Annotated in this window: 21 protein-coding genes and 1 pseudogene; 7 read left to right on the top strand and 15 right to left on the bottom strand. The window is 40.8% G+C overall.

Annotated elements, in window-relative coordinates:
- Positions 1-166: 166 nt before the first annotated feature.
- The 7 genes from IR135_RS10785 to IR135_RS10755 form a co-directional block, all read right to left on the bottom strand.
- Positions 167-676 (bottom strand): hypothetical protein, encoded by a 510-nt coding sequence (locus tag IR135_RS10785; RefSeq protein WP_135099286.1) that lies wholly within the window; start codon positions 674-676, stop codon positions 167-169.
- A 112-nt stretch (positions 677-788) separates the two neighbouring features.
- Positions 789-1,811 carry a lipoate--protein ligase gene (locus IR135_RS10780; RefSeq protein ID WP_135099284.1) on the bottom strand — a complete coding sequence of 341 codons (1,023 nt, stop codon included), beginning with the start codon at positions 1,809-1,811 and terminating at the stop codon, positions 789-791.
- A gap of 18 nt (positions 1,812-1,829) precedes the next feature.
- The gene (locus IR135_RS10775) at positions 1,830-2,696 is read right to left on the bottom strand and encodes an SIR2 family NAD-dependent protein deacylase (protein WP_135099282.1); all 867 of its coding nucleotides are present in this window, start codon (positions 2,694-2,696) and stop codon (positions 1,830-1,832) included.
- A 16-nt stretch (positions 2,697-2,712) separates the two neighbouring features.
- The gene (locus IR135_RS10770) at positions 2,713-3,480 is read right to left on the bottom strand and encodes a protein-ADP-ribose hydrolase (protein ID WP_135099331.1); all 768 of its coding nucleotides are present in this window, start codon (positions 3,478-3,480) and stop codon (positions 2,713-2,715) included.
- An 89-nt stretch (positions 3,481-3,569) separates the two neighbouring features.
- Positions 3,570-3,902 (bottom strand): glycine cleavage system protein H, encoded by a 333-nt coding sequence (locus IR135_RS10765; RefSeq protein WP_115885476.1) that lies wholly within the window; start codon positions 3,900-3,902, stop codon positions 3,570-3,572.
- On the bottom strand, positions 3,886-4,932 hold the full coding sequence (locus IR135_RS10760; RefSeq protein ID WP_194194262.1) for an LLM class flavin-dependent oxidoreductase: 1,047 nt from the start codon (positions 4,930-4,932) through the stop codon (positions 3,886-3,888). Before IR135_RS10760 ends, IR135_RS10765 begins: the two co-directional genes overlap by 17 nt.
- Positions 4,933-5,114: 182 nt before the next feature.
- Entirely contained in the window at positions 5,115-5,537 is a 423-nt protein-coding gene (locus tag IR135_RS10755; RefSeq protein ID WP_135099280.1) for a hypothetical protein, read from the bottom strand.
- 192 nt (positions 5,538-5,729) lie between these two features.
- Between IR135_RS10755 and IR135_RS10750 the strand changes: the two genes are divergently transcribed.
- Together IR135_RS10750 and IR135_RS10745 are read left to right on the top strand one after the other, a co-directional pair.
- The gene (locus IR135_RS10750; RefSeq protein WP_135099278.1) at positions 5,730-6,917 is read left to right on the top strand and encodes an NADH-dependent flavin oxidoreductase; all 1,188 of its coding nucleotides are present in this window, start codon (positions 5,730-5,732) and stop codon (positions 6,915-6,917) included.
- 438 nt (positions 6,918-7,355) lie between these two features.
- Positions 7,356-8,363: an NADP-dependent oxidoreductase gene (locus IR135_RS10745; RefSeq protein ID WP_135099275.1), complete on the top strand. Its 1,008-nt coding sequence runs from the start codon at positions 7,356-7,358 to the stop codon at positions 8,361-8,363.
- Between the two features lie 55 nt (positions 8,364-8,418).
- Here IR135_RS10745 and rlmD read toward each other — a convergent pair whose 3' ends face one another.
- The 4 genes and pseudogenes from rlmD to IR135_RS10725 all read right to left on the bottom strand — a co-directional run bounded on the left by rlmD (position 8,419) and on the right by IR135_RS10725 (position 12,202).
- Entirely contained in the window at positions 8,419-9,813 is a 1,395-nt protein-coding gene (rlmD, locus tag IR135_RS10740) for a 23S rRNA (uracil(1939)-C(5))-methyltransferase RlmD (RefSeq protein WP_318272361.1), read from the bottom strand.
- A gap of 88 nt (positions 9,814-9,901) precedes the next feature.
- Positions 9,902-9,973, bottom strand: a pseudogene (locus IR135_RS11790) (hypothetical protein); the annotation flags it as partial.
- Positions 9,974-10,208: 235 nt separating this feature from the next.
- Complete coding sequence (locus IR135_RS10730; RefSeq protein ID WP_135099271.1) at positions 10,209-11,237, bottom strand: NAD(P)/FAD-dependent oxidoreductase; 1,029 nt, start codon at positions 11,235-11,237, stop codon at positions 10,209-10,211.
- 14 nt (positions 11,238-11,251) lie between these two features.
- Positions 11,252-12,202 (bottom strand): ABC transporter substrate-binding protein, encoded by a 951-nt coding sequence (locus tag IR135_RS10725; protein ID WP_135099269.1) that lies wholly within the window; start codon positions 12,200-12,202, stop codon positions 11,252-11,254.
- Positions 12,203-12,409: 207 nt separating this feature from the next.
- Between IR135_RS10725 and IR135_RS10720 the strand changes: the two genes are divergently transcribed.
- Positions 12,410-12,616: a hypothetical protein gene (locus IR135_RS10720; protein ID WP_135099267.1), complete on the top strand. Its 207-nt coding sequence runs from the start codon at positions 12,410-12,412 to the stop codon at positions 12,614-12,616.
- Between the two features lie 13 nt (positions 12,617-12,629).
- Here IR135_RS10720 and IR135_RS10715 read toward each other — a convergent pair whose 3' ends face one another.
- Positions 12,630-13,850 carry an iron-containing alcohol dehydrogenase gene (locus tag IR135_RS10715; RefSeq protein WP_228063499.1) on the bottom strand — a complete coding sequence of 407 codons (1,221 nt, stop codon included), beginning with the start codon at positions 13,848-13,850 and terminating at the stop codon, positions 12,630-12,632.
- Between the two features lie 198 nt (positions 13,851-14,048).
- On the opposite strand from IR135_RS10715, the gene IR135_RS10710 reads away from it, so the two are divergent.
- Genes IR135_RS10710 through IR135_RS10695 form a run of 4 tightly spaced genes read left to right on the top strand, consistent with a single transcriptional unit; the run spans position 14,049 to position 16,564 of the window.
- The gene (locus tag IR135_RS10710) at positions 14,049-14,366 is read left to right on the top strand and encodes a PadR family transcriptional regulator (protein WP_135099265.1); all 318 of its coding nucleotides are present in this window, start codon (positions 14,049-14,051) and stop codon (positions 14,364-14,366) included.
- Positions 14,359-14,952, top strand: coding sequence for a DUF2812 domain-containing protein (locus IR135_RS10705; RefSeq protein ID WP_228063498.1), 594 nt, complete (start codon positions 14,359-14,361; stop codon positions 14,950-14,952). Before IR135_RS10710 ends, IR135_RS10705 begins: the two co-directional genes overlap by 8 nt.
- Positions 14,953-14,979: 27 nt before the next feature.
- On the top strand, positions 14,980-15,855 hold the full coding sequence (locus tag IR135_RS10700) for an ABC transporter ATP-binding protein (RefSeq protein WP_135099261.1): 876 nt from the start codon (positions 14,980-14,982) through the stop codon (positions 15,853-15,855).
- The gene (locus IR135_RS10695; RefSeq protein ID WP_135099259.1) at positions 15,842-16,564 is read left to right on the top strand and encodes a hypothetical protein; all 723 of its coding nucleotides are present in this window, start codon (positions 15,842-15,844) and stop codon (positions 16,562-16,564) included. Before IR135_RS10700 ends, IR135_RS10695 begins: the two co-directional genes overlap by 14 nt.
- Before the next feature lie 122 nt (positions 16,565-16,686).
- On the opposite strand, the gene IR135_RS10690 is transcribed toward IR135_RS10695, so the two are convergent.
- From IR135_RS10690 to IR135_RS10680, 3 genes are read right to left on the bottom strand one after another with little or no spacing between them, the layout of a single operon-like run.
- A complete protein-coding gene (locus tag IR135_RS10690; RefSeq protein WP_167753412.1) occupies positions 16,687-16,986 on the bottom strand; it encodes a TIGR04104 family putative zinc finger protein in 300 nt (99 codons plus the stop codon).
- A 14-nt stretch (positions 16,987-17,000) separates the two neighbouring features.
- Positions 17,001-18,017: a DUF4097 family beta strand repeat-containing protein gene (locus tag IR135_RS10685; protein WP_135099255.1), complete on the bottom strand. Its 1,017-nt coding sequence runs from the start codon at positions 18,015-18,017 to the stop codon at positions 17,001-17,003.
- 37 nt (positions 18,018-18,054) lie between these two features.
- The gene (locus IR135_RS10680; RefSeq protein WP_135099253.1) at positions 18,055-18,756 is read right to left on the bottom strand and encodes a GTP pyrophosphokinase; all 702 of its coding nucleotides are present in this window, start codon (positions 18,754-18,756) and stop codon (positions 18,055-18,057) included.
- Between the last annotated feature and the right edge of the window lie 47 nt (positions 18,757-18,803).

Below are 18,803 nucleotides of genomic sequence, written 5' to 3'. Positions count from 1 at the left end.
GTTCCAAGTGATGTCAGAAGTATATTTAAAATCCATACGACGGATGCATCCATAAAGAGAGGCAGCAGTAACACCAGGACTGGAATTGCCACACAAAATATTCTTAACATATACTGCCTCCTCAGCTAAATAATTAATTTCATTATACAAAATTTATAACTATCTGCTACCAGTTGCGGTGCAGAATACGGGCAATATGATAATCTTCCCGTTTATATAATTTAAACATAAAATACATCAGTATCAAGAGACCCGCTTCAATGTCCGAGATGTCATCAACATATATTTTATGGTCGTTCATCGAGCCGATTAAGTTATCTTCACGGTGCATTGTTAATGTGACCTCTTTATCATCTTTAAATACGTAAGGTGTCTCGAGTACAGTGCCGTCCGCTCTGAAATTCATAAAGTTATGAAGTTTACGTTCTTTAAAGGTAAATCGTTTGCCCATATATTCAACTGTATATTTTGCTACATTTAAGTCTTTAAATCTTCTTCTTTGAAGACCGAGCAAAATCTCAGTACCGCTGACATGCTGAAAACCGTAAGTATTCTTCTCATCACAGCCTAATATCGTTGTAGCAAACACATCTCCGACAACGTTATTATGACTATCTAAAATCGTTACACCCTGATGTTGTTCTTCGTCGATAACTTTGGCATATAACTGCTGCACTGAACACCCTCCTGTCACACATACTCCATTTCTATCAGTTTACCATAATTCATAATGAAAAGAGTATCCTCACAAATGAAGATACCCTGAATCAGTACAATTTATTCTTACTTTAACTTAAAATTAAATCCGTCAGTTCCGATGCTTCCAATTTGCCGAAATAATGATTTAGATCAAGTGAGTTCAGTTTTTCATTCAGGTCTTCTCTGACCACCCTTGTTCCTTTCAGAGCTTCTTCGACATCTGCAATGTCACCCTGTCCGAAAAAGTCGCCGAAAATTGAGCATTGATCAATTCTGCCTCCCTCAATTTCGAGAGAAATGTCTACTGTTCCTGCCGATAAACGGCTGTCTCTATTATATGAATAACGCGGAGATTTACCATAATTCCAGTCCCAGTTTTTATACTTTTCTTCAACAAGTTTATCGATTTGATGCCAGTCTTCAGCAGTAAGTTCATAACGTTTTGCATCTTTGACATCATCGATTGACAGGAATTCTTTAATAATTAAATCTTTAAATTCATCTGTCGTCACATTTTTGTATTCAGGCGCCAAATGTTCACGCAGAGTTGTCACTCTGCTCTGTACTGATTTGATTCCTTTAGACTCGATTTTCTTGCGGTTAGGGTTCAGTACAGCAACCATTGCTTCAACGTTAATGTCGAGCAGGAGTGAAAATCCGCCGTACACCCGGCCGTTTGACATTGTCATCGCTCCGCCGGATACTTTTTTGCCGTCTATAACAAGATCATTTCTGCCGCTCTGTTCTACATTTTTTACACCGAGATTATTCAAAGCTTTTATTACAGGTTCATACATCTTTTTGTAATTTCCGTAAACACCTGTGTCTTCCGGCACTAAGAAACAAACGTTAACTGCACCGTCATCTACTAAAATTGCGCCGCCGCCGGTATCTCTTCTGACGAGAAGAATATCATTTTCTTCCAGGTAATCCTGATTTACTTCAGATACAGCATTCTGGAAGCGTCCGATTTCTACTTTCGGGGCACAGTGATAAGGGAATATAATTCCTTCGTCCAAAAAGATATTGTTTTGAACGTAAACCTGCATCGCAAGTGCGTAAGCACCGTCTGTAATATATTCTCCATTGCGGAATGGTTCGATTAAATACATTATAGTCACCCTTACCTCTTAATTTTTATGGGCATTTAAAATCGTCTTTTGAATATCGTCTGTTAAAAAAACTGTCTGTGCTTTAATAGCTTCCGGAATTCTGTAAGATTTCTGATTCATTGTCACGAACAGTGCATCTTCATTTTGACGCGTCTGACGCCAGAATGGATGTTTTATAAATTGAGGCGTTGTATGACCAACACCTATTTCAAGATACATAACTTTACCTTTTTGATGGTCTTTTAAAAATGCATTATAAGTATCGCGCTCTGCATTAAATTTTTCATCTTCCACCATCCCTTTTTCTGCGGTGCGCTTATTCTTCTCAAGCGGTGCACTGCACTTTGGACAGTGCGGAACAAGTTCTGATGGTATTTTCATATCCTGCTGCTCTTCAGCCATTCTCCGTATCAGTTCATCATCCCGGTAGGTTTTATCATGACAGAAACGCGAACATTGCATTAAGGCATATTCACCCTGATAATAAAGTACTTTATCCATGTTATAGCCGGCAGCATAAAAAGCATTATCGGCATTCGTCGTAATGACATGATAAGGTTTTGTCTCAATCATTTTCTTGAGCGCAGTATAAGCTTCGCCTCTCGGCTGATCTAAATAATTTAATACTATAAAACGGCTTTGAAACGCCCAGTATTCTTCCCAGGTCGGAAACTTATACAGACTTGCCTGCAGCATATCAAACCAGTTATATTTTTCGATAAAATCCGGGAAATTATTTTTAAAGCGCTCCCCGATATATGTAAAACCGTCAGCTGCTGACATTCCGGCACCGATACCGACGACTACCGCATCAGCTTCACCGATTAGTCCGGCGAGCAGTTCACTTTCTGTTTTTTTCTCTTTCAGTGTCATCCAAGCGTCCATCCAAATACAACCTCTCTCAAGTCAAAAGATTCTTATAGATTTTTAAATCGTCCTTACTAAATACATTAAATACAACCTTAATTTCAGACCCCGTCTCCTCTAAATATTCTTGTACAGTATTTACTGCAATTTCTGCAGCTTTTTCTTTCGGGTAACCAAAGACCCCGGTAGATATACTGCAGAAGGCAATTGTTTTGATTTCTTTTTGCCTGGCAAGTTCAAGACAGCTTCTGTAACATTTAGCAAGCAGGTCCTGTTTCATCTGAGATACTCTCTCGTCCTGAACTACCGGCCCTACTGTATGAATAACATAGTCAGCAGGCAGATTATAAGCGGACGTGATTTTCGCCCTGCCTACCGCTTCTTTTCTGCCCTGTTTTCTCATTAGTTCCGCACATTCAAGACGTAATTCCGCTCCTGCTTTCGTATGAATAATATTATCGATGCAGTTATGATTAGGAATCAGGCAGCCGAGCATTTCAGTATTGGCTGCATTGACGATTGCTTCAATTCTCAGCGCCGTGATGTCTCCCTGCCATATGTAAAGCTGCTTTTTCACGGGTTTCAGCGATTCAAATTCCGTCACATTTCCAGCATTATATTCTGATAAAAACGCATCCTGCACATCGAGAAATTCCCTGCTGATTTTAACTGCGGGACGTTCGTTGGCAAGTCCCCGGAATACTTCAAAACGTTCGTTAAAACTGTCCGGCACCGACTGTTCAATATTTTTTTCCTGCTGCATATAAGATATTAAAAAATGGAGTCTGTCTGTCTGAGTCATCATATAATTTCACCCAATTCTAAAAAAAGACTTACACCCTATGTAAGCACATATGAATGCAAGCCTTAAAATATATATTCCGCTTTTATTTAAGCATCAGCAAGCGCATTAAATTCAGCTTCGTCAACACCGGTAAGTTTAACAACCCAGCTTTCATCTGCTTTAGCCGAGTTTAACAGTGTAGGCTCGTCTGTTGCCTTCTCATTAACTGCAACAATTTTACCAGCAAGCGGTGATGCCAGGTCAAGAACTGTTTTAGATGCTTCAAGCTCAAGCAGCGAATCGTTTTTAGCTACCTCTTCAGCTTTTGTAAATTCTACAAATCCTACAGTACCGATATCGTCCTGGAGTTCCGGAGTCATGATAAGCGTGTACTCCTCGCCGTTTTTTTCAACCCATAAATAGTTAGCAACCTTTTTCATTGTTATCCTTCTTTCTATTTTTTAAATTGAATTCTGATGATATTAATTCCAGTGCACGCTGTCTGTTTTCAGCACCCGGCATCAGCGGAATCAGCAGAAGTTCGTCGGCGCCGAATGTTTCTGCAAGTGTCTCCAGCTGCTGTTTTACACTCTTTCCATCTCCCACCACCATACGCGAGCGGTTTGCCGACAGCTTTTTCAGTTCTTCTACAGTATAAGTGTATTTCTCTGCAGTTTCAACCGATGGAAAACGTTCAAATTCACTGAAATTCATTTTGCCGAGAAGCCATAGATCTAAAGCCTTTGCGAATCTAGACGCTTGTTCATTTGTCTCTGCAATGACTACAAAAGGTGAGATCATAACATTCGGCTTCTCCATGACCGGAGACGGCACGAAATGTTCCCTGTATACACGCGCTGCTTCTTTACCGACCTCAGTTTTATCTTTTGAAGTATGAGGAAACAGGCCGAACGTATACCCAATACCCTGGCGGGCAGCAAGTTCCGCCGTGCGGACACTCGTGCTGAGCACCCACATTTCCGGATTCGTTTCTCCTTTTGGATTTGCAGCAACCTCATTAAAACGGTGATTCTCATCATCGGTATTCGTAACGTATTTCTTTATATCACTGATGTTTTCTTCATAACGCTGCTTTCGCGGACGCATTTCGTTCATCGATTTGTTAACCGCAGGGGTCCCAAGCGTGTTTCCAACACCAAGGTCTACTCTGCCCGGATATAAACTCTCCATTACCCTGAAATTCTCAGCAACTTTCAGAGGGCTGTAATGCGGAATCATTACCCCTCCGGAGCCGAGCCGGATAGTTGATGTCTGGCCGAGTATGTGCATCATTAACAGCTCAGGGCTGCTGCTCGCAAATGCATTCACATCGTGATGTTCCGCCATCCAGAACCGTTGAAAGCCTAAACTCTCAGCAGCTTGGGCAAGCTTAACAGTTTCTTTCAGTGCAGTTTCCGGCATTTGCCCCTCATCTATAACAGCATAATCCAATACGCTAAATTTAATCATTTGAACAAATCCTTTAAGGCACATTTGTATTCCAAATTATACTTATTATATCGGTGTTAAATTTTATCGTCAATGTAATTGTAATGCTCAACATCCGTGCCTGTTAAACCATTATGTATTCAGCGTTTTCCTAAGTAAAAAGGATGGAACAGCTAATAAAGCCGCTTCATCCTTTTTATCCATCATTTAGAGTACACTTTTAGAAGCAGCTCTCCATTATGCACTTCACTCTTCATGGCGACCAGGTTTTCATCTGAAGTATCGATGACGTATTCTCCGGAAAGGTTATCAGCGTTCCGATAGAATAATTTGATGCGGTCAATGCTGAAAAAATCATGCTCAAGCATAGCAAGCATACTGTTCATATGGTCGAATTCTGCATAATTCTCGCGCTCAAGAAGTGCCTTATTCCGCTCATCCTGGTAATCGGCCAGGGATTTACGGTTAATAACTAATTCAGCCTCATTTTCTTTTAGTTCCAGACGGTTAAAATGTTTCACATCAATTGTGATTCTTTTCTCACCGAGGCCAACAATATCATCGACAAAAGACACGCCGGTAATTTTTATATTTTCAATATCGGAGACATCCAGTAATTGCTTCATTTATTTACCCTCACACTATTTTTTATACTGACATGATTGTATCATAGTAACTGAACGGACTCAGCACGGCTGCTCATAATCAATATCAGGATGATACTGATGCGATTTTCCAACCAGCTGATTGACATTAATTTTATACCTTGCTACTTTGAAAGTAATAAGAAAAGAACGTACATATTAAGGAGAAGCATGATGAATAAAAAATACTCGCCTTTATTTAAACCTTTACTTTTACCGAACGGGATTGAACTGTCAAACCGTTTCGTCCTCTCGCCGATGATTACAAACTCATCGACTGTCGACGGCTATGTTACCGCTGAAGATGAGCTATATCATGCACGAAGAGCAGCATCAGCACCGATTCAAGTAACAGGAGCTGCTTATATCGAACCTTACGGCCAGCTGTTTGAATACGGCTTCAGCGTTAGTGATGACCGGACAGTGCCGGGGTTGAAAAAACTCGCTGCAGCGATGAAAAAAGACGGTGCTAAAGCGATATTGCAGTTAACCCACGCCGGGCGGTTTTCCAATCAGGCTATACTGGATCTTGGAGTGGTTTACGGCCCGAGCTTTATGGAATTAAACACACCAATTAAACACCAGGTGCTGCCGATGACAAAACGTAAAATCGATACAGTTATTCAGCAGTATGCAGATGCTGCAAGACGGGCAATCGATGCCGGATTTGACGGTGTGGAAGTATCAGCAGCCCAGCGTCTGTTAATCCAGACATTTTTCTCTAAATTTTCGAATGAACGTGAGGACGAGTACGGCGCAGCTTCACTCGAAAACCGTTCCCGTTTCGGCCTCGAAGTGATTAAAGCAGTCAGTGACGTAATTAAAGAACATGCGCCTGCAGATTTTATCTTCGGTTTCAGAGGCACGCCTGAGGAAACCCGCGGCGATGACGTCGGCTACAGCGTAGATGAATTTTTACAGTTCGTCGATTGGGCCCGGGAAATTACAGATATCCATTACCTCGCTATCGCAAGCTGGGGACGCAATATTTATCAGAATGAAGTCCGTGCAGCCGGTCCGCACCAGGGTGAACCTGTTAATAAAGTCGTTTACGAACATGTAAAAGGAGAAATTCCGATGATGGCAACAGGCGGTGTAAATTCACCGGACAAAGCACTGGAAGCATTGGAATATGCAGACATGGTCGGTGCCTCCAGCCCGTTCATTACAGAGCCGGATTTTGTCACGAAACTGCGCGACGGCCGTGAAGATGAAATAGATCTGCAATTTACTATTGATGACTTGGATGATTTGAAAATACCGAAAGCAGCATTTAAAGATATTGTCCGCATGATGGATTACGGTGAAGGACTGCCAAAAGAAACGCGGGATGAACTGCGCAGGCTGGCAGATGAAGACTAGTGTATTCTGTGCTTGAGAGACGTTGTTGATTTAACAAAGTCCATGCAGACTAGGCTACGTACTTTGTTGATTTGATAAAGTTCATGCAAATCAGTCTATGGACGTTGTTGATTTGACAGAGTACATGCAAATCAGGCTATGGACGTTGTTAATTTGACAGAGTACATGCAAATCAGGCTATGGACGTTGTTAATTTGACAGAGTACATGCAAATCAGGCTATGAACGTTGTTGATTTGACAAAGTTCATGCAAATCAGGCTATGAACGTTGTTGATTTAACAAAGTACATGCAGATGGTTTCACGAACTCTGTATCTTCCACAAAGTCCATGGGTTTTTATCCTTTTAAATAAAATTCTCTATACAGTAATTTAGCCCATCCTTTTCCGGGTATTATATTTAAGTATGTTCTTAAACAATATTTTGAGGAGGATTATTTTGAAAAATGAACAGATAGTTTTAGCAAAACGCCCGGAAGGAATGCCTGGTGACGATATTTTCAGATTCGAAGATATTGATATTAACACGCCCGGAGACAATGAACTTTTAATTGAAAGTGTTTATATTTCAGTCGATCCTTATATGCGCGGCCGCATGAATGATACGAAATCCTATGCGAAACCTTTTGATATAGATGAACCACTAAATGGTCACGTGCTCGGCAGAGTTGTAGAGTCGAATGCTGACGGTTTCAAGGAAAATGATGTCGTAACAGGTCATCTGTCATGGAAAAAGTATAATACGGTATCAGCTGACAGTGTAAGTAAAGTAGCGTCAACGGAAGTTCCGCTTCATTTATATTTAAGCACACTCGGTATGACCGGCCACACTGCTTACGGCGGCTTATTAAATATCGGTAAACCGCAGGCAGGGGAAACTGTCGTTGTCTCTGCTGCTTCCGGTGCGGTCGGTTCTGTCGTCGGCCAGATTGCTAAAATTAAAGGTGCAAAAGTTGTCGGCATCGCCGGGGGCCGGGAAAAGGTCACTTATCTTACTGAAGAATTAGGTTTTGATGCCGGTGTCGATTATAAAGCAGATGATTTTAAAGAGCAGTTTGCAGCTGCAGTGCCCGATGGTGTTGATGTATATTTTGAAAACGTCGGCGGCACTGTTTCAGACGAAGTGTTTAAACACTTGAACCGTTTTGCACGAATTCCTGTCTGCGGAGCGATTTCTTCTTACAACAGTAAAGAAGATAACGGTCCCCGCGTCCAACAGCAGCTGATTAAATCTCAAGCCCTGATGCAGGGATTTCTCGTCGCTCAATTCGAAGATGAAGCTGAAGAAGCAAGTAAGCAGCTTGCCCAGTGGGTTCAGGAAGGTAAAATTAAATCCGAAGTATCGATTGCCGAAGGATTCGATAAAATTCCGGAAGCCTTCAGAAACCTCTTTACCGGAGACAACTTCGGAAAACAGATTGTTAAAGTATCGGATTCATTAGATTAATATACTAAAAAGCCGTTTGAAGATTTTTATCATTCTTCAAACGGCTTCTTTATCTTTAAATGGTTTTAACCAATAGGCTCACTACTTCAACATGCACCGTGTGCGGGAATAAATCCACAGGCTGCACAGTTTTTAATTCATAGCCGAATTCTCTCAGCCATGTAATATCTTCTGCAAATGTTTCCGGGTTGCAAGAAACATAGACTACTCTGTCTGTTCCAAGCCTTGCAATACGGCGCATTACTTTGCCGCCTGCACCTGAACGAGGCGGATCCAGCATCAGGAGATCAGGAATCCCCCACGTTTCGAGTATTTCATCCATGCCCCGGCGCGCATCTTTCGCAAGGAAGTAAGTATTATCAATACCGTTATCTGCGGCATTGCGTTTCGCCGATTCAATAGATGATTCAACAATCTCAATACCTGCAAGTTCTTTTACTCTTTTAGCAAACGGCAGCGAGAATGTCCCAACACCGCAGAACAGATCAATCATACGTTCATGGTCTTTCGCATCTGCCATTTCAAGTGCCAGTTCAACCAGTTTTTCCGCCTGAGTCGGATTCGTCTGGAAGAAGGTATCGAACCAGGTGCGGTATTTATATCCGTACATCACGTCATGGATATAATCCCTGCCAAAAAGTAAATGCGTATCTTCAGATTGTGTACGGTCCGCAATGTCTGTATTGACCATCCACATTAAACTTTTAAGATTAGCAAATTTCGCCGTCAGTTCTTCAACGAGTTCATCGATTAAAGGTTTTAGTTCACCATCCGGCTTATCAGTCGCAAATACCGCTAACATCATTTCTTCAGTTTCCTGAGAGCGTCTGACCATTAAGTGTCGGAGCAGACCGCTGTGGTCTTCTTTATCATACCCTGGAAGCTCGTGTTTTCCCGCCCATTTAGACACAAGCAGCATTGCTTCAACCATTTCATTGTTAGCAATTAAACATGTATTAAGATCGATAATTTTACGGAAATTGCCAAGTTCGTGCATGCCGAGCTCACCATTTTTACCGAATGTAAACTCCATTTTATTGCGGTATTCAAAAGGATGTTCTTCCATTCCTATCGCATCTTTCACCACAGAAGCGTCAAAATTATTCTTCTCCAGTTCCCGCTTAACTAAGTCGGTTTTCTCTTTCAGCTGAGCTTCGTAGCTCCAATGCTGCCATACGCAGCCGCCGCATAATTCAAAATGCGGACACGGGGGTGTCACCCGATCAGGGTGCGCTGTGACTATTTCTTTCGGTAGTACATTTGCGCGTTTTCGGGTCGGATTTGGCACATCAACTGTGACTGTTTCCCCTCTCAGTGTCTGCGGCACAGCAAGGTTCAGCTTACGGGGTTTATGGCCGCCGTGATCACGCAAGGCATATCCCCGGCCAGACCCCTTTTTATCCAAATCATCTATAGTTATTGTAAATGTTTCAATATGTTCATTGTTAATTTTAGCCACTTTTATCTCCTCACACATCTCTTCATTTATATAATTTTACTTATAGACACGAATTGTTGCAAGCAAAATTGATAAAAGTCTAAACCGCTGGCTGGGGTACATATGAACCCCTATCATGCCAACCCCAGCACCCGCGGATCCACATGAAACCCGATCATACCAGCCCCAGAGTCCGCGGATACACATGAGTCACGATCATGCCAACCCCAGCACTCGCGGATACACATGAAACCCGATCATGCCAACCCCAGCACTCGCGGGTACACACTAGCCCCAATCATACCAACCCCAGCACCCGCGGGTACACACGAAACCCGATCATACCAACCCCCGAAGCAAAAACGGCCTGAAAATCTCAAAATACAGATTCTCAAGCCGTCTAAACTTTAATACATTATTTTTTTGTTTTTATTTTTAAAACGCTGGTTGTGAGACGACACCATCGCAAACTGATCAGCTTTCGGATCGATGTAAGTTTTCGCATTGTTAACAGCATTGACAGCATCTGCATAAGCTCCCGCAATCAAGTTTACTTTGCCCATGTATCTGATGCAGTCTCCGGCAGCAAAGATTCCCTCGACATTAGTCAGCCCCGTCGGTTCTGCTTTAACAAAAAAGTCATTTTCAAGATTAAGACCAAGATTATTTTCTCTGAACAGGAGATTTTCCTGATCGTAGCCGTGATTCACAATCAGCTCATCATAGGCATCGCTGGTAGTTTCACCAGTGTGATTATTAGTAATCTCGACATATTCCATCAAATCTCCGCCGCTGATTCCAGTGACTTCAGACTTTGTCATGACTTTCACACCATTTTTCTGCAGCCGGCTGACATCCGCCTCATGTGCTGTCAAATCATCGCCCCGGTAGATAATATGAATTTCACGCGCTATCGGCGACAGATCATTTGCCCAGTCTACTGCTGAATAGCTGCCGCCGGTAATGAGTATTTTTTTATCGGTAAACCGTTTAATATCGGGTACTGCGTAGTGAAGATTTTTATTCTCAAACAGATGGGCATTCTCAAGATTAAGTTTGACAGGCTTAATCATGCCTCCGCCGCCGATTGTAATAATCACACTTTTGGAGTAATGCTTATCTCCTTCAGACGTCTCAACCGTAAAGTACTCATCATTGTCTTTGTGAATATTAGTCACTATCGTATTCAATACCACTTCCGGTTCAAACGTTAACCCTTGCGCAATCGATTTCTCTATCAATTTCCCAGCTGCCAGCGGCTCAGTTCCGCCGATATCCCAAATCATTTTTTGAGGATAAAGATGCACCTTGCCGCCGAGTTTATCCTGCCCGTCAATTATTTTAGTCTTCATTTCACGAAGGCCCGCATAAAATGCACTGAACAGGCCAGCAGGTCCGCCGCCGATTACTGTGACATCATATATATTGTCCGTCATTAAAAATACACTCCTTAGTTAGAACCTAATGCTTCCTCGACGTCCTGAACGATTAAACTGTTTGCAATATAGCCGCTGTACAGCCAGCTGTCTTCCCGAGTATATTCATAAACATTTCCGTTTTCTACAGCCGGAATATTTTTAAATACATCATCTGAAAATGCTGTTTCACTGTCTCCTTCACTATTGCCGATAAAGAAAATATGATCAGCTTCCATTTCAGCCAGGCTTTCAAGCGAGGCTTCAATCCACGGCGTTTCATTACCCTCTGAAAGTTCTTCGACCAGGGCAGGTGCACTTAAACCTAAATCGTTATATAATACTTCACCGCTCGACTTATCTTTATTTGAGATAAAGTAAGAATCACCAGTCCACCAGATTGCGGCTGCAGTTTCACCGCCGATTTCGCTTTCCAGATCAGCTGCTGTTTCCTCACTGAGTGTATCGTATTCAGCCACTTTCTCTGCGGCTAAATCTTCTTTGCCGAACACTTCAGAAACACGTGTCAGACGGTCTCTCCAATCATCGTAATTGCCGCTTTCAACGATGAATGTCGGCGCAATTTTAGAGTAGCTTTCGTATTTCTCACCTTCTGCAAGGTCCGCTGAACTGAGCAGTATTAAATCTGGTTCTTCCTGGATAACTGTTTCAAACGGTAAATCGAAAGGCATTAAAGGCAATCCATCAAGACCTTCAGACTGAAGGTATTCCTGAACGCTGTCTTCACCTATTGTCCATTGTACTGCCGGTGTTTCTTCCAGTGTAAGTAAATCATCTTCAAGATACGTTCCTATAATACGTTCCGGATTTTCAGGAATTGCCACTTCATTTCCTGCATCGTCTGTAAGTACCTGCTCTTCAGCTGCACTCTCTTCAGATGCCTGCTCACTTGTATTACTTTCATCATTTGAACAGCCTGCAGCAAAAATTGATATTCCGAGCATTAAAACCGCTAATTTTTTCATCTATTTTCTCCGTTCGAATTTTTATAAGATATTGACACTGATAATCATTATCAATAAAATTTTATGCTTTATGACACACAAAGTCAACTGTTCTTAATAAAAAATATACATTACGATTCTGTAGTAATATTCACTTATCGTTTCGTTTTTCACTATCGTGGTATATAAATAAAAAGAGAAAATTTTTGCCGTTAAGGGGATGATAGTATGACTGCATACAGACATCGCGATTTTAATTCCGTTAACCGGTTCATGGCTATAGGCGCCGCAATCGGTATTATCCTCGGAATTATTACAGGTTTAATTTTCGGATACACTGCTTTTTGGATTGCTGCCGGAATCGCACTCGGCATCAGCGGCGGCGCTGCAATTGAAGCATCGATACACACGCCGCCCCGTAAAAAAGAAGGATAGCTCCCTGGAGGAACTATCCTTCTTTTGATTCTGCAGTCATTAATTTTTTATACATTTGACTAAAATCAGCTTTACTGAACATGACCGGTACAGGGTAGAGAGGATTTGCTTCTTTATAAGCTGCTGCAGACAATTTCTTTAAATCTTCGGTTTTCAATTCCGGGAAAGATGTCCCGATATTCATTTTCTCATTTAAATCTTTAATACTCGCTATAAATTTCTCTGCTTTAACCGCGTCACTGTCCTCTGTCCCGGTCACTTTTGCAATATCACCAAGGTGTGCGAGCTTGCCGTGAACCGCTTCGCCGTACTCTTCTAATATGTACGGGAGAATCACAGCTACAGTCCGGCCGTGCTGGACATTATATTCAGCACCTAAGGCATGCGCCATGGCATGAACATTTCCCACATAAGCCCGGGTAAATGCCTTGCCTGCAAAATAAGAAGCCCGCTGCATATTCGTCCGCAGCTGAATATCCTGACCATTTTTATACGACGGGTATAAGTTGTCATAGATCAGCTCAACTGCTTCCTCGCTCAGCATTTTCGTCTGCTTCGTATTGCTCCGGTTAAGATAAGCTTCGACAGCATGTGCTAAAGCATCCATGCCTGAATATGCCGTCATATCCTGCGGCAGTCCGAGGAGCAGCTCCGGGTCTAATACCGCCGCATCCGGCATCAGTTTTGTATCTATAATTGCATATTTCTCCCTGGTTTCACTGTCGGTAATCACTGCGGCGATGGTTGCTTCGCTGCCGGTGCCCGCCGTTGTCGGAACCGCAACGAGGTAAGGCAGTTTACTTCTCACTTTTAAGACGCCTTTAAATCGTTTAAAATCCGTCGTATTTTTAGCTGCAGCGATACCGGTGCCTTTGGCACAGTCAATTGCCGAACCACCTCCAAATCCGATTACAGCTTCACAATTCTGCTCGTTAAAAACCTTTAATGCTTCTTCTATATTTTTCGTTGTCGGGTTCGCTTTTGTACCTTTATAGATAAAATAAATAATATTTTCTTCGCTCAGACTGTCGAGCATTTTATCGAGCAGACCTGCTTTAACAATGCCTTCATCAGTTACAATCAGTACTTTTTTTATAGACTCTTCCGTTAATTTAGGTGCCAGTTTTTCAATACACCCTACGCAGTTGATTACTGCCGGCGGCTGCCAGTTCAATAAAGGTGCAGTATTTTTCATTATCCATTGATATGCCCGGCTGTACATTTTAAATAACATAGATATCTTTCCTTCCACACGTTCAAAATAATCCGTTGCATATATTCTATATATCTTTTCCTAAATTTAAGTGAGAGTAAAATGATAAAAAGATTAAATTATTAGCTGATTTTCATAAATAATATACAGTTGACTTTTATACAGTCAGACTATATATTTGAACTATACAGTTAGACGATATAGTTAGAGGTGAATAATATGAGACCGAAGCTTTTACCTTTGTCAGAAACAATGCATCTGATAATGCTGGCCTTAAGAAAGCCGCTGCACGGCTACGCGATTATGCAGCTCGTAAACGAAATGTCGGACGGAGAAGTTAATATTGCTGCGGGCACGCTTTACGGGGCCCTGGATAATCTGAAAAAACATCACTATATAGAACTGATTTCTAATCCTGGAGAACGCAGGAAAGTTTATCAGGTTACAGAACTAGGAGAAGAAATACTCGCAATCGAAAATATGCGTTTAAAGAAATTTATTTCCCTTTATGAAAATGGAGATGGTCCAAATGAATAAGTGCAAATTTTTTCTTGACCCGTTGAAGGCAGAACAGTGGATTAACGAAATGCAAAATAAAGGTTATCGTTTAACAGATATTTCAATGGATTTCATTTATAAGTTCGAAGAAACTTCTGAAGATTATATTACCCGAGTAGATTATCAGGAGATGATGAGCATACCGAAATACGAAGAATACCTCAGTATTCATGAAGAATTCGGTTGGGAACATATTAGAGGCGGACGTTTCGGCGCGATGACACAAGTCTGGTCAAAAAAACCGGACGGCAACGATGAATTGTTTTCGGATCGCGAGTCAAAAATTAATTATTATAAAAGGTATATGAAAATGACAGGCGGGCTGGCAATTCTCTTTTTATTCTACTCGATGCTTTTTCTGCCGGACAGACCCGGAATGATATTTTTAACTCCCGGTTTATGGGATTTAGAAGGCATGGAATTCTGGAGAGCATTTCTGTTTGAACTGCCCTTCGCTCTGATGAGAATTCTGCCGGCAGTACTCTTCCCGGTAACGGTGATTATACTTTTCATTGCTTATTACAGAATGGACAAAGCCAAAAAAGAACTTGAACAAGAAAATTAACAATTTCGTATCAAGGAGGATGTTTAAATGAAGTTAAGCAACATTTCCAAGAAATACCGCAGTAATACTGTGCTCGATAATATTAACTTTACCCTCGACTCCAGCGTCACAGGTTTAATCGGTAAAAACGGCGCCGGTAAAACGACGATGATGAAAATTATGTGCAGCGTTATTCAGAACTATTCCGGCACAGTCGCTAAAGACAATAATGCCGAGATTGGTTACTTAATCGAAGAACCGAAGTACTATAAAAACAAATCAGGTAAATACAACATCGAATATTTCACAAAAATATACACGGGTAATTACGATAAAGAATTTATTAATTCGCTGCTCGCACAGTTAGGTATGACAAAATATGTAAATAAAAAGATGAAAACATATTCGATGGGAATGAAGCAGAAACTCGGTCTTGTTATTGCGCTTGCACGAAAACCGGAATATTTAATTCTCGATGAACCGACAAACGGCATGGATCCCGACGGCTCAATCGAAGTGCTCAGTATTATCCGGAAACTGGCTCAGGATTACGGTATGAAAGTGCTGATTTCGAGTCACAAACTTGAAGACATTGAAGCAGTCAGTGATGACATTGTATTTATCGACCAGGGAAAACTCAGCAATAAAGAAAATGTTGAGAGATTGAGTACAACTGTGACCATGTCGTTTGTTTTTGATGAAGATGATATTGAGTATGCTCTTGGCGTGATTAAAAAGTTTGATGAATCAGCAAAACAGACGGAAAATATTATATCTACCACTTCTGTACACTTACTTCAGGATATGTTAAAAGCTTTAAGTGTCGAAAGTGTTTACCCTGCAGATATTAACAAACACCAGGGATCGGTTAAAGATTACTACTTCAATCAGATGAAAGGCGGCGGTCAGAATGAGAATCAGTAAACTTGTCTTCTATGATTTTAAAAATATAATGACGAGCTGGATTACTTATTTCTCACTCGTCCTATGTATTCTTCCGGCATTTGGAATCGCTTATTCAGTCGCAAATTTAAACGGTCCATTTGAAGTCATTCAGCTGACATACTTCTTTGCGTTTTTCGGTACACTGCTTGTTGTAATTAACGCGATGTTGCCATTCACAAAAGATATCAGCCAGAATACAATCACTCTTATGATGAATACAAAAACAAACCGAATGAAATATTATATTGCCAAAGTCATCACTATTGGTATTGTCGGATTAATTTTCGGCATTGCCGGCAGCTTATCAACTTATTTTTTGGCAGCCTATGCTGGGCTTGAAATGCCAGGAGAATTGATGTGGCAAATCATTTTGCATTTTGTACTTTATACTCTATTTTACGGCACTTTATTTTTAACAATCAGTACATTTTACAGTAATGTGCTTGCTTTATTTATCATTGTCCTGCTGTCAATCATGCTCTTCCCTTCCCTCTTAGACGGAATCTTGATGTGGGACGGTTTATCTGAATGGGTGAATACATTTATTAGAGAATACCTGCCCCTCTACTTCCTTCCGGAAGTCACCGGTTCTCATAATTGGTTGTCCGCACACTATGTATCTTCAGCGGCCGGGATTATACTGATTGCAGTAATCGGATTGATAAAAATTCAAAAAAGAGACTATTAATATAAAAAAATCCGGGGAAGTAAATTCCGCGGATCTTTTTCGTGTATCTGTTCTGCTTTTGATAATTTCATAAATATAACAGCCGCTTATATCTATAACGGCTCGTTACATATACCTTCTTTTCAGATTATATATTCCTTTTTTCCGCTTAATTTTACCAGTGTGATATTCAATATAACTACTGTAATTATTCCGAGCACAATCAGTGTTATATGAAGCGGTAAAGGTAGACCGAAAGGAAGCGGCAGCAGCATGGTTACAGGAATAATCATGTTTACGAGGCCTGTCTGTTTTTGCGCTTTTAAACTAAGAAATTGTTCTGCCCTGCAGTAAGGACACTTTACAGAACCCGACAGGCTTTTAAATACTCCAGCCTTATCTTTAAACGTCCATTCCGTCTGACATTTCGTACAGCGCGCCAAATTAATCTCCCCTTTTAAGATAATGTTATTTTAACAGATCCCATTTCGCTCATATATTCCGCTCTGTAAAGCTGCTTTTCTATTTTTTTATCTGCCAATGCATTTTTTACTTTACCGACATTTGCCCGCGCCACTATTTTTGTATATTTCGGTTGTTTGCGATAATTTACACTGACTGATCCCATCTTGCTGAGCGCTTTTAGATCGCTGTCCGGTGTCAAGTTATTCAATGCTATTTTCCCGAGTTCCGTAAGTAAATCGTACCTTTCCGATTTTACTCCTGCAACGGTCAATTTACCCATTTCTGTATTCATGTACAGATTGCTGAAGTCACTCGATTCTATTTTCAAGGCGCCCATCTCCGACTGAAATTCTCCGTAGTTCCCCGTCAGACCTGCAGCTTCTACTGCGCCTTCCTTTGTTTTTATTTTAAACTCCTCTGCTTCGATATCACTAATAGTTACTTTGCCGATCTGATTATTCACTGTCAGCATATCGAGAGTTTCCGGCCAGGTAATTATTAATTCATCTTTTTTCAGCTGTTTTCTTTTTTTCATAAAATCAATAATTGTATTAAATTTCACTTCGCCTGCTGAGCCTGTATGATATATTGTCAGCTGATTATTGTCAGTTTCATATTCCAGTTTCCCTTTATGGGTATAGCTTAAAAATTTAATACTGAGCTTCTTTCCTTTTTCAATTTTGATATCGGCGCTCTCTCCGCTGATTGCCAGCTGATTGATGCTGAAGTTTTTCAAGTCTGAGGCAAAACTTCCTGTGACAGGCTGCAAACCGGTTTTTCGAGTCTCCTGTTCAGGTTCCGCTTCTTCTTCAGCAATTTCTTCTGCGATAAATTTCTCAGCTACCTTACGGGGTTCTCCTAGTATTTTTAAAAGATATTCTTCAGTATCCCCGAGCTCTATCGCTTTTTGTATCTGCATTTCAAAATCTTTTACAAGCTCCTCACGCCGATTATCCGGCAATGCATCAAGTTCTTTTTCCAGTTCTGTTATAAACTCGTTTAGCGACATTTAATTCCCCTGCTTTTCAAATTTACCGTATCGGTTATTAATCTTTAATATCATTATGCATGTCCTGCATCTTGTTCTCAACATTTGATATTTCAAATGCACATTCCTTGAGAAGTGTCATATACTCTTCAGTATCTTTTTTAGTGTTTTTATAACGCATTTTATGTTCGAAACTTGCCCACATGTCCATGCCGATTGTACGGATTTGAATTTCCACCGGTGTGTGTTCTACACTTTCCGATAAAAACACAGGCACAGAAATAACAATATGCAGACTGCGGTAACCATTTTCTTTCGGTTTCTCGATGTAATCTTTGCGTTTTAATAATTTAATATCTTCCTGTTTCAACAGCAGCTTTTCCAGTACGTAAATATCTTCTATGTAATTGCAGATTACGCGCATACCCGCGATGTCGAATATATTATCCTTGGCACTTTCAACTGTCACAGGCAGACTTTTACGCTCCAGTTTGGACAGTAAACTGCGTGTTCCTTTAACTCTCCGTTCCATATGATGAATGGGATTATGTTTATGAATGACCTGGAATTCATCGTCCAGTATTTTAAGTTTAGTTGATATTTCTTCCAAAGCTGAAGAGTATATATGATTTAATTCTACGAAATTCAGCATTTCATCAAAATATTCAAGTGAATTGAAATTTTGATTCGTCTGAAATTTCTTAGTCATTGCTTCTTTTAACTCTTCTAAATCCATCGATGGTTTACGGTCCACGTACATATAAACACTCCTAAAACTTTATCTACTAGTATCATTATAAGTGGAGT

It is taken from the genome of Jeotgalicoccus nanhaiensis (assembly GCF_015235105.1).
Taxonomy (GTDB): Bacteria; Bacillota; Bacilli; order Staphylococcales; family Salinicoccaceae; genus Jeotgalicoccus; species Jeotgalicoccus nanhaiensis.
This window is presented reverse-complemented; position numbering and strand designations above follow the sequence as displayed.

What these genes read in the sequence shown, in the direction of transcription:
- IR135_RS10695 (WP_135099259.1), top strand. Translation starts at nt 15,842, where the DNA reads ATGAGAATCAGTAAACTTGTCTTCTATGATTTTAAAAATATAATGACG.
- IR135_RS10710 (WP_135099265.1), top strand. Translation starts at nt 14,049, where the DNA reads ATGAGACCGAAGCTTTTACCTTTGTCAGAAACAATGCATCTGATAATG.
- IR135_RS10720 (WP_135099267.1), top strand. Translation starts at nt 12,410, where the DNA reads ATGACTGCATACAGACATCGCGATTTTAATTCCGTTAACCGGTTCATG.
- IR135_RS10705 (WP_228063498.1), top strand. Translation starts at nt 14,359, where the DNA reads ATGAATAAGTGCAAATTTTTTCTTGACCCGTTGAAGGCAGAACAGTGG.
- IR135_RS10780 (WP_135099284.1), bottom strand. Translation starts at nt 1,811, where the DNA reads ATGTATTTAATCGAACCATTCCGCAATGGAGAATATATTACAGACGGT.
- IR135_RS10755 (WP_135099280.1), bottom strand. Translation starts at nt 5,537, where the DNA reads ATGAAGCAATTACTGGATGTCTCCGATATTGAAAATATAAAAATTACC.
- IR135_RS10685 (WP_135099255.1), bottom strand. Translation starts at nt 18,017, where the DNA reads ATGTCGCTAAACGAGTTTATAACAGAACTGGAAAAAGAACTTGATGCA.
- IR135_RS10680 (WP_135099253.1), bottom strand. Translation starts at nt 18,756, where the DNA reads ATGTACGTGGACCGTAAACCATCGATGGATTTAGAAGAGTTAAAAGAA.
- IR135_RS10770 (WP_135099331.1), bottom strand. Translation starts at nt 3,480, where the DNA reads ATGACTCAGACAGACAGACTCCATTTTTTAATATCTTATATGCAGCAG.
- IR135_RS10700 (WP_135099261.1), top strand. Translation starts at nt 14,980, where the DNA reads ATGAAGTTAAGCAACATTTCCAAGAAATACCGCAGTAATACTGTGCTC.
- IR135_RS10730 (WP_135099271.1), bottom strand. Translation starts at nt 11,237, where the DNA reads ATGACGGACAATATATATGATGTCACAGTAATCGGCGGCGGACCTGCT.
- IR135_RS10760 (WP_194194262.1), bottom strand. Translation starts at nt 4,932, where the DNA reads ATGATTAAATTTAGCGTATTGGATTATGCTGTTATAGATGAGGGGCAA.
- IR135_RS10725 (WP_135099269.1), bottom strand. Translation starts at nt 12,202, where the DNA reads ATGAAAAAATTAGCGGTTTTAATGCTCGGAATATCAATTTTTGCTGCA.
- IR135_RS10765 (WP_115885476.1), bottom strand. Translation starts at nt 3,902, where the DNA reads ATGAAAAAGGTTGCTAACTATTTATGGGTTGAAAAAAACGGCGAGGAG.
- IR135_RS10775 (WP_135099282.1), bottom strand. Translation starts at nt 2,696, where the DNA reads ATGGACGCTTGGATGACACTGAAAGAGAAAAAAACAGAAAGTGAACTG.
- IR135_RS10750 (WP_135099278.1), top strand. Translation starts at nt 5,730, where the DNA reads ATGAATAAAAAATACTCGCCTTTATTTAAACCTTTACTTTTACCGAAC.
- IR135_RS10715 (WP_228063499.1), bottom strand. Translation starts at nt 13,850, where the DNA reads ATGTTATTTAAAATGTACAGCCGGGCATATCAATGGATAATGAAAAAT.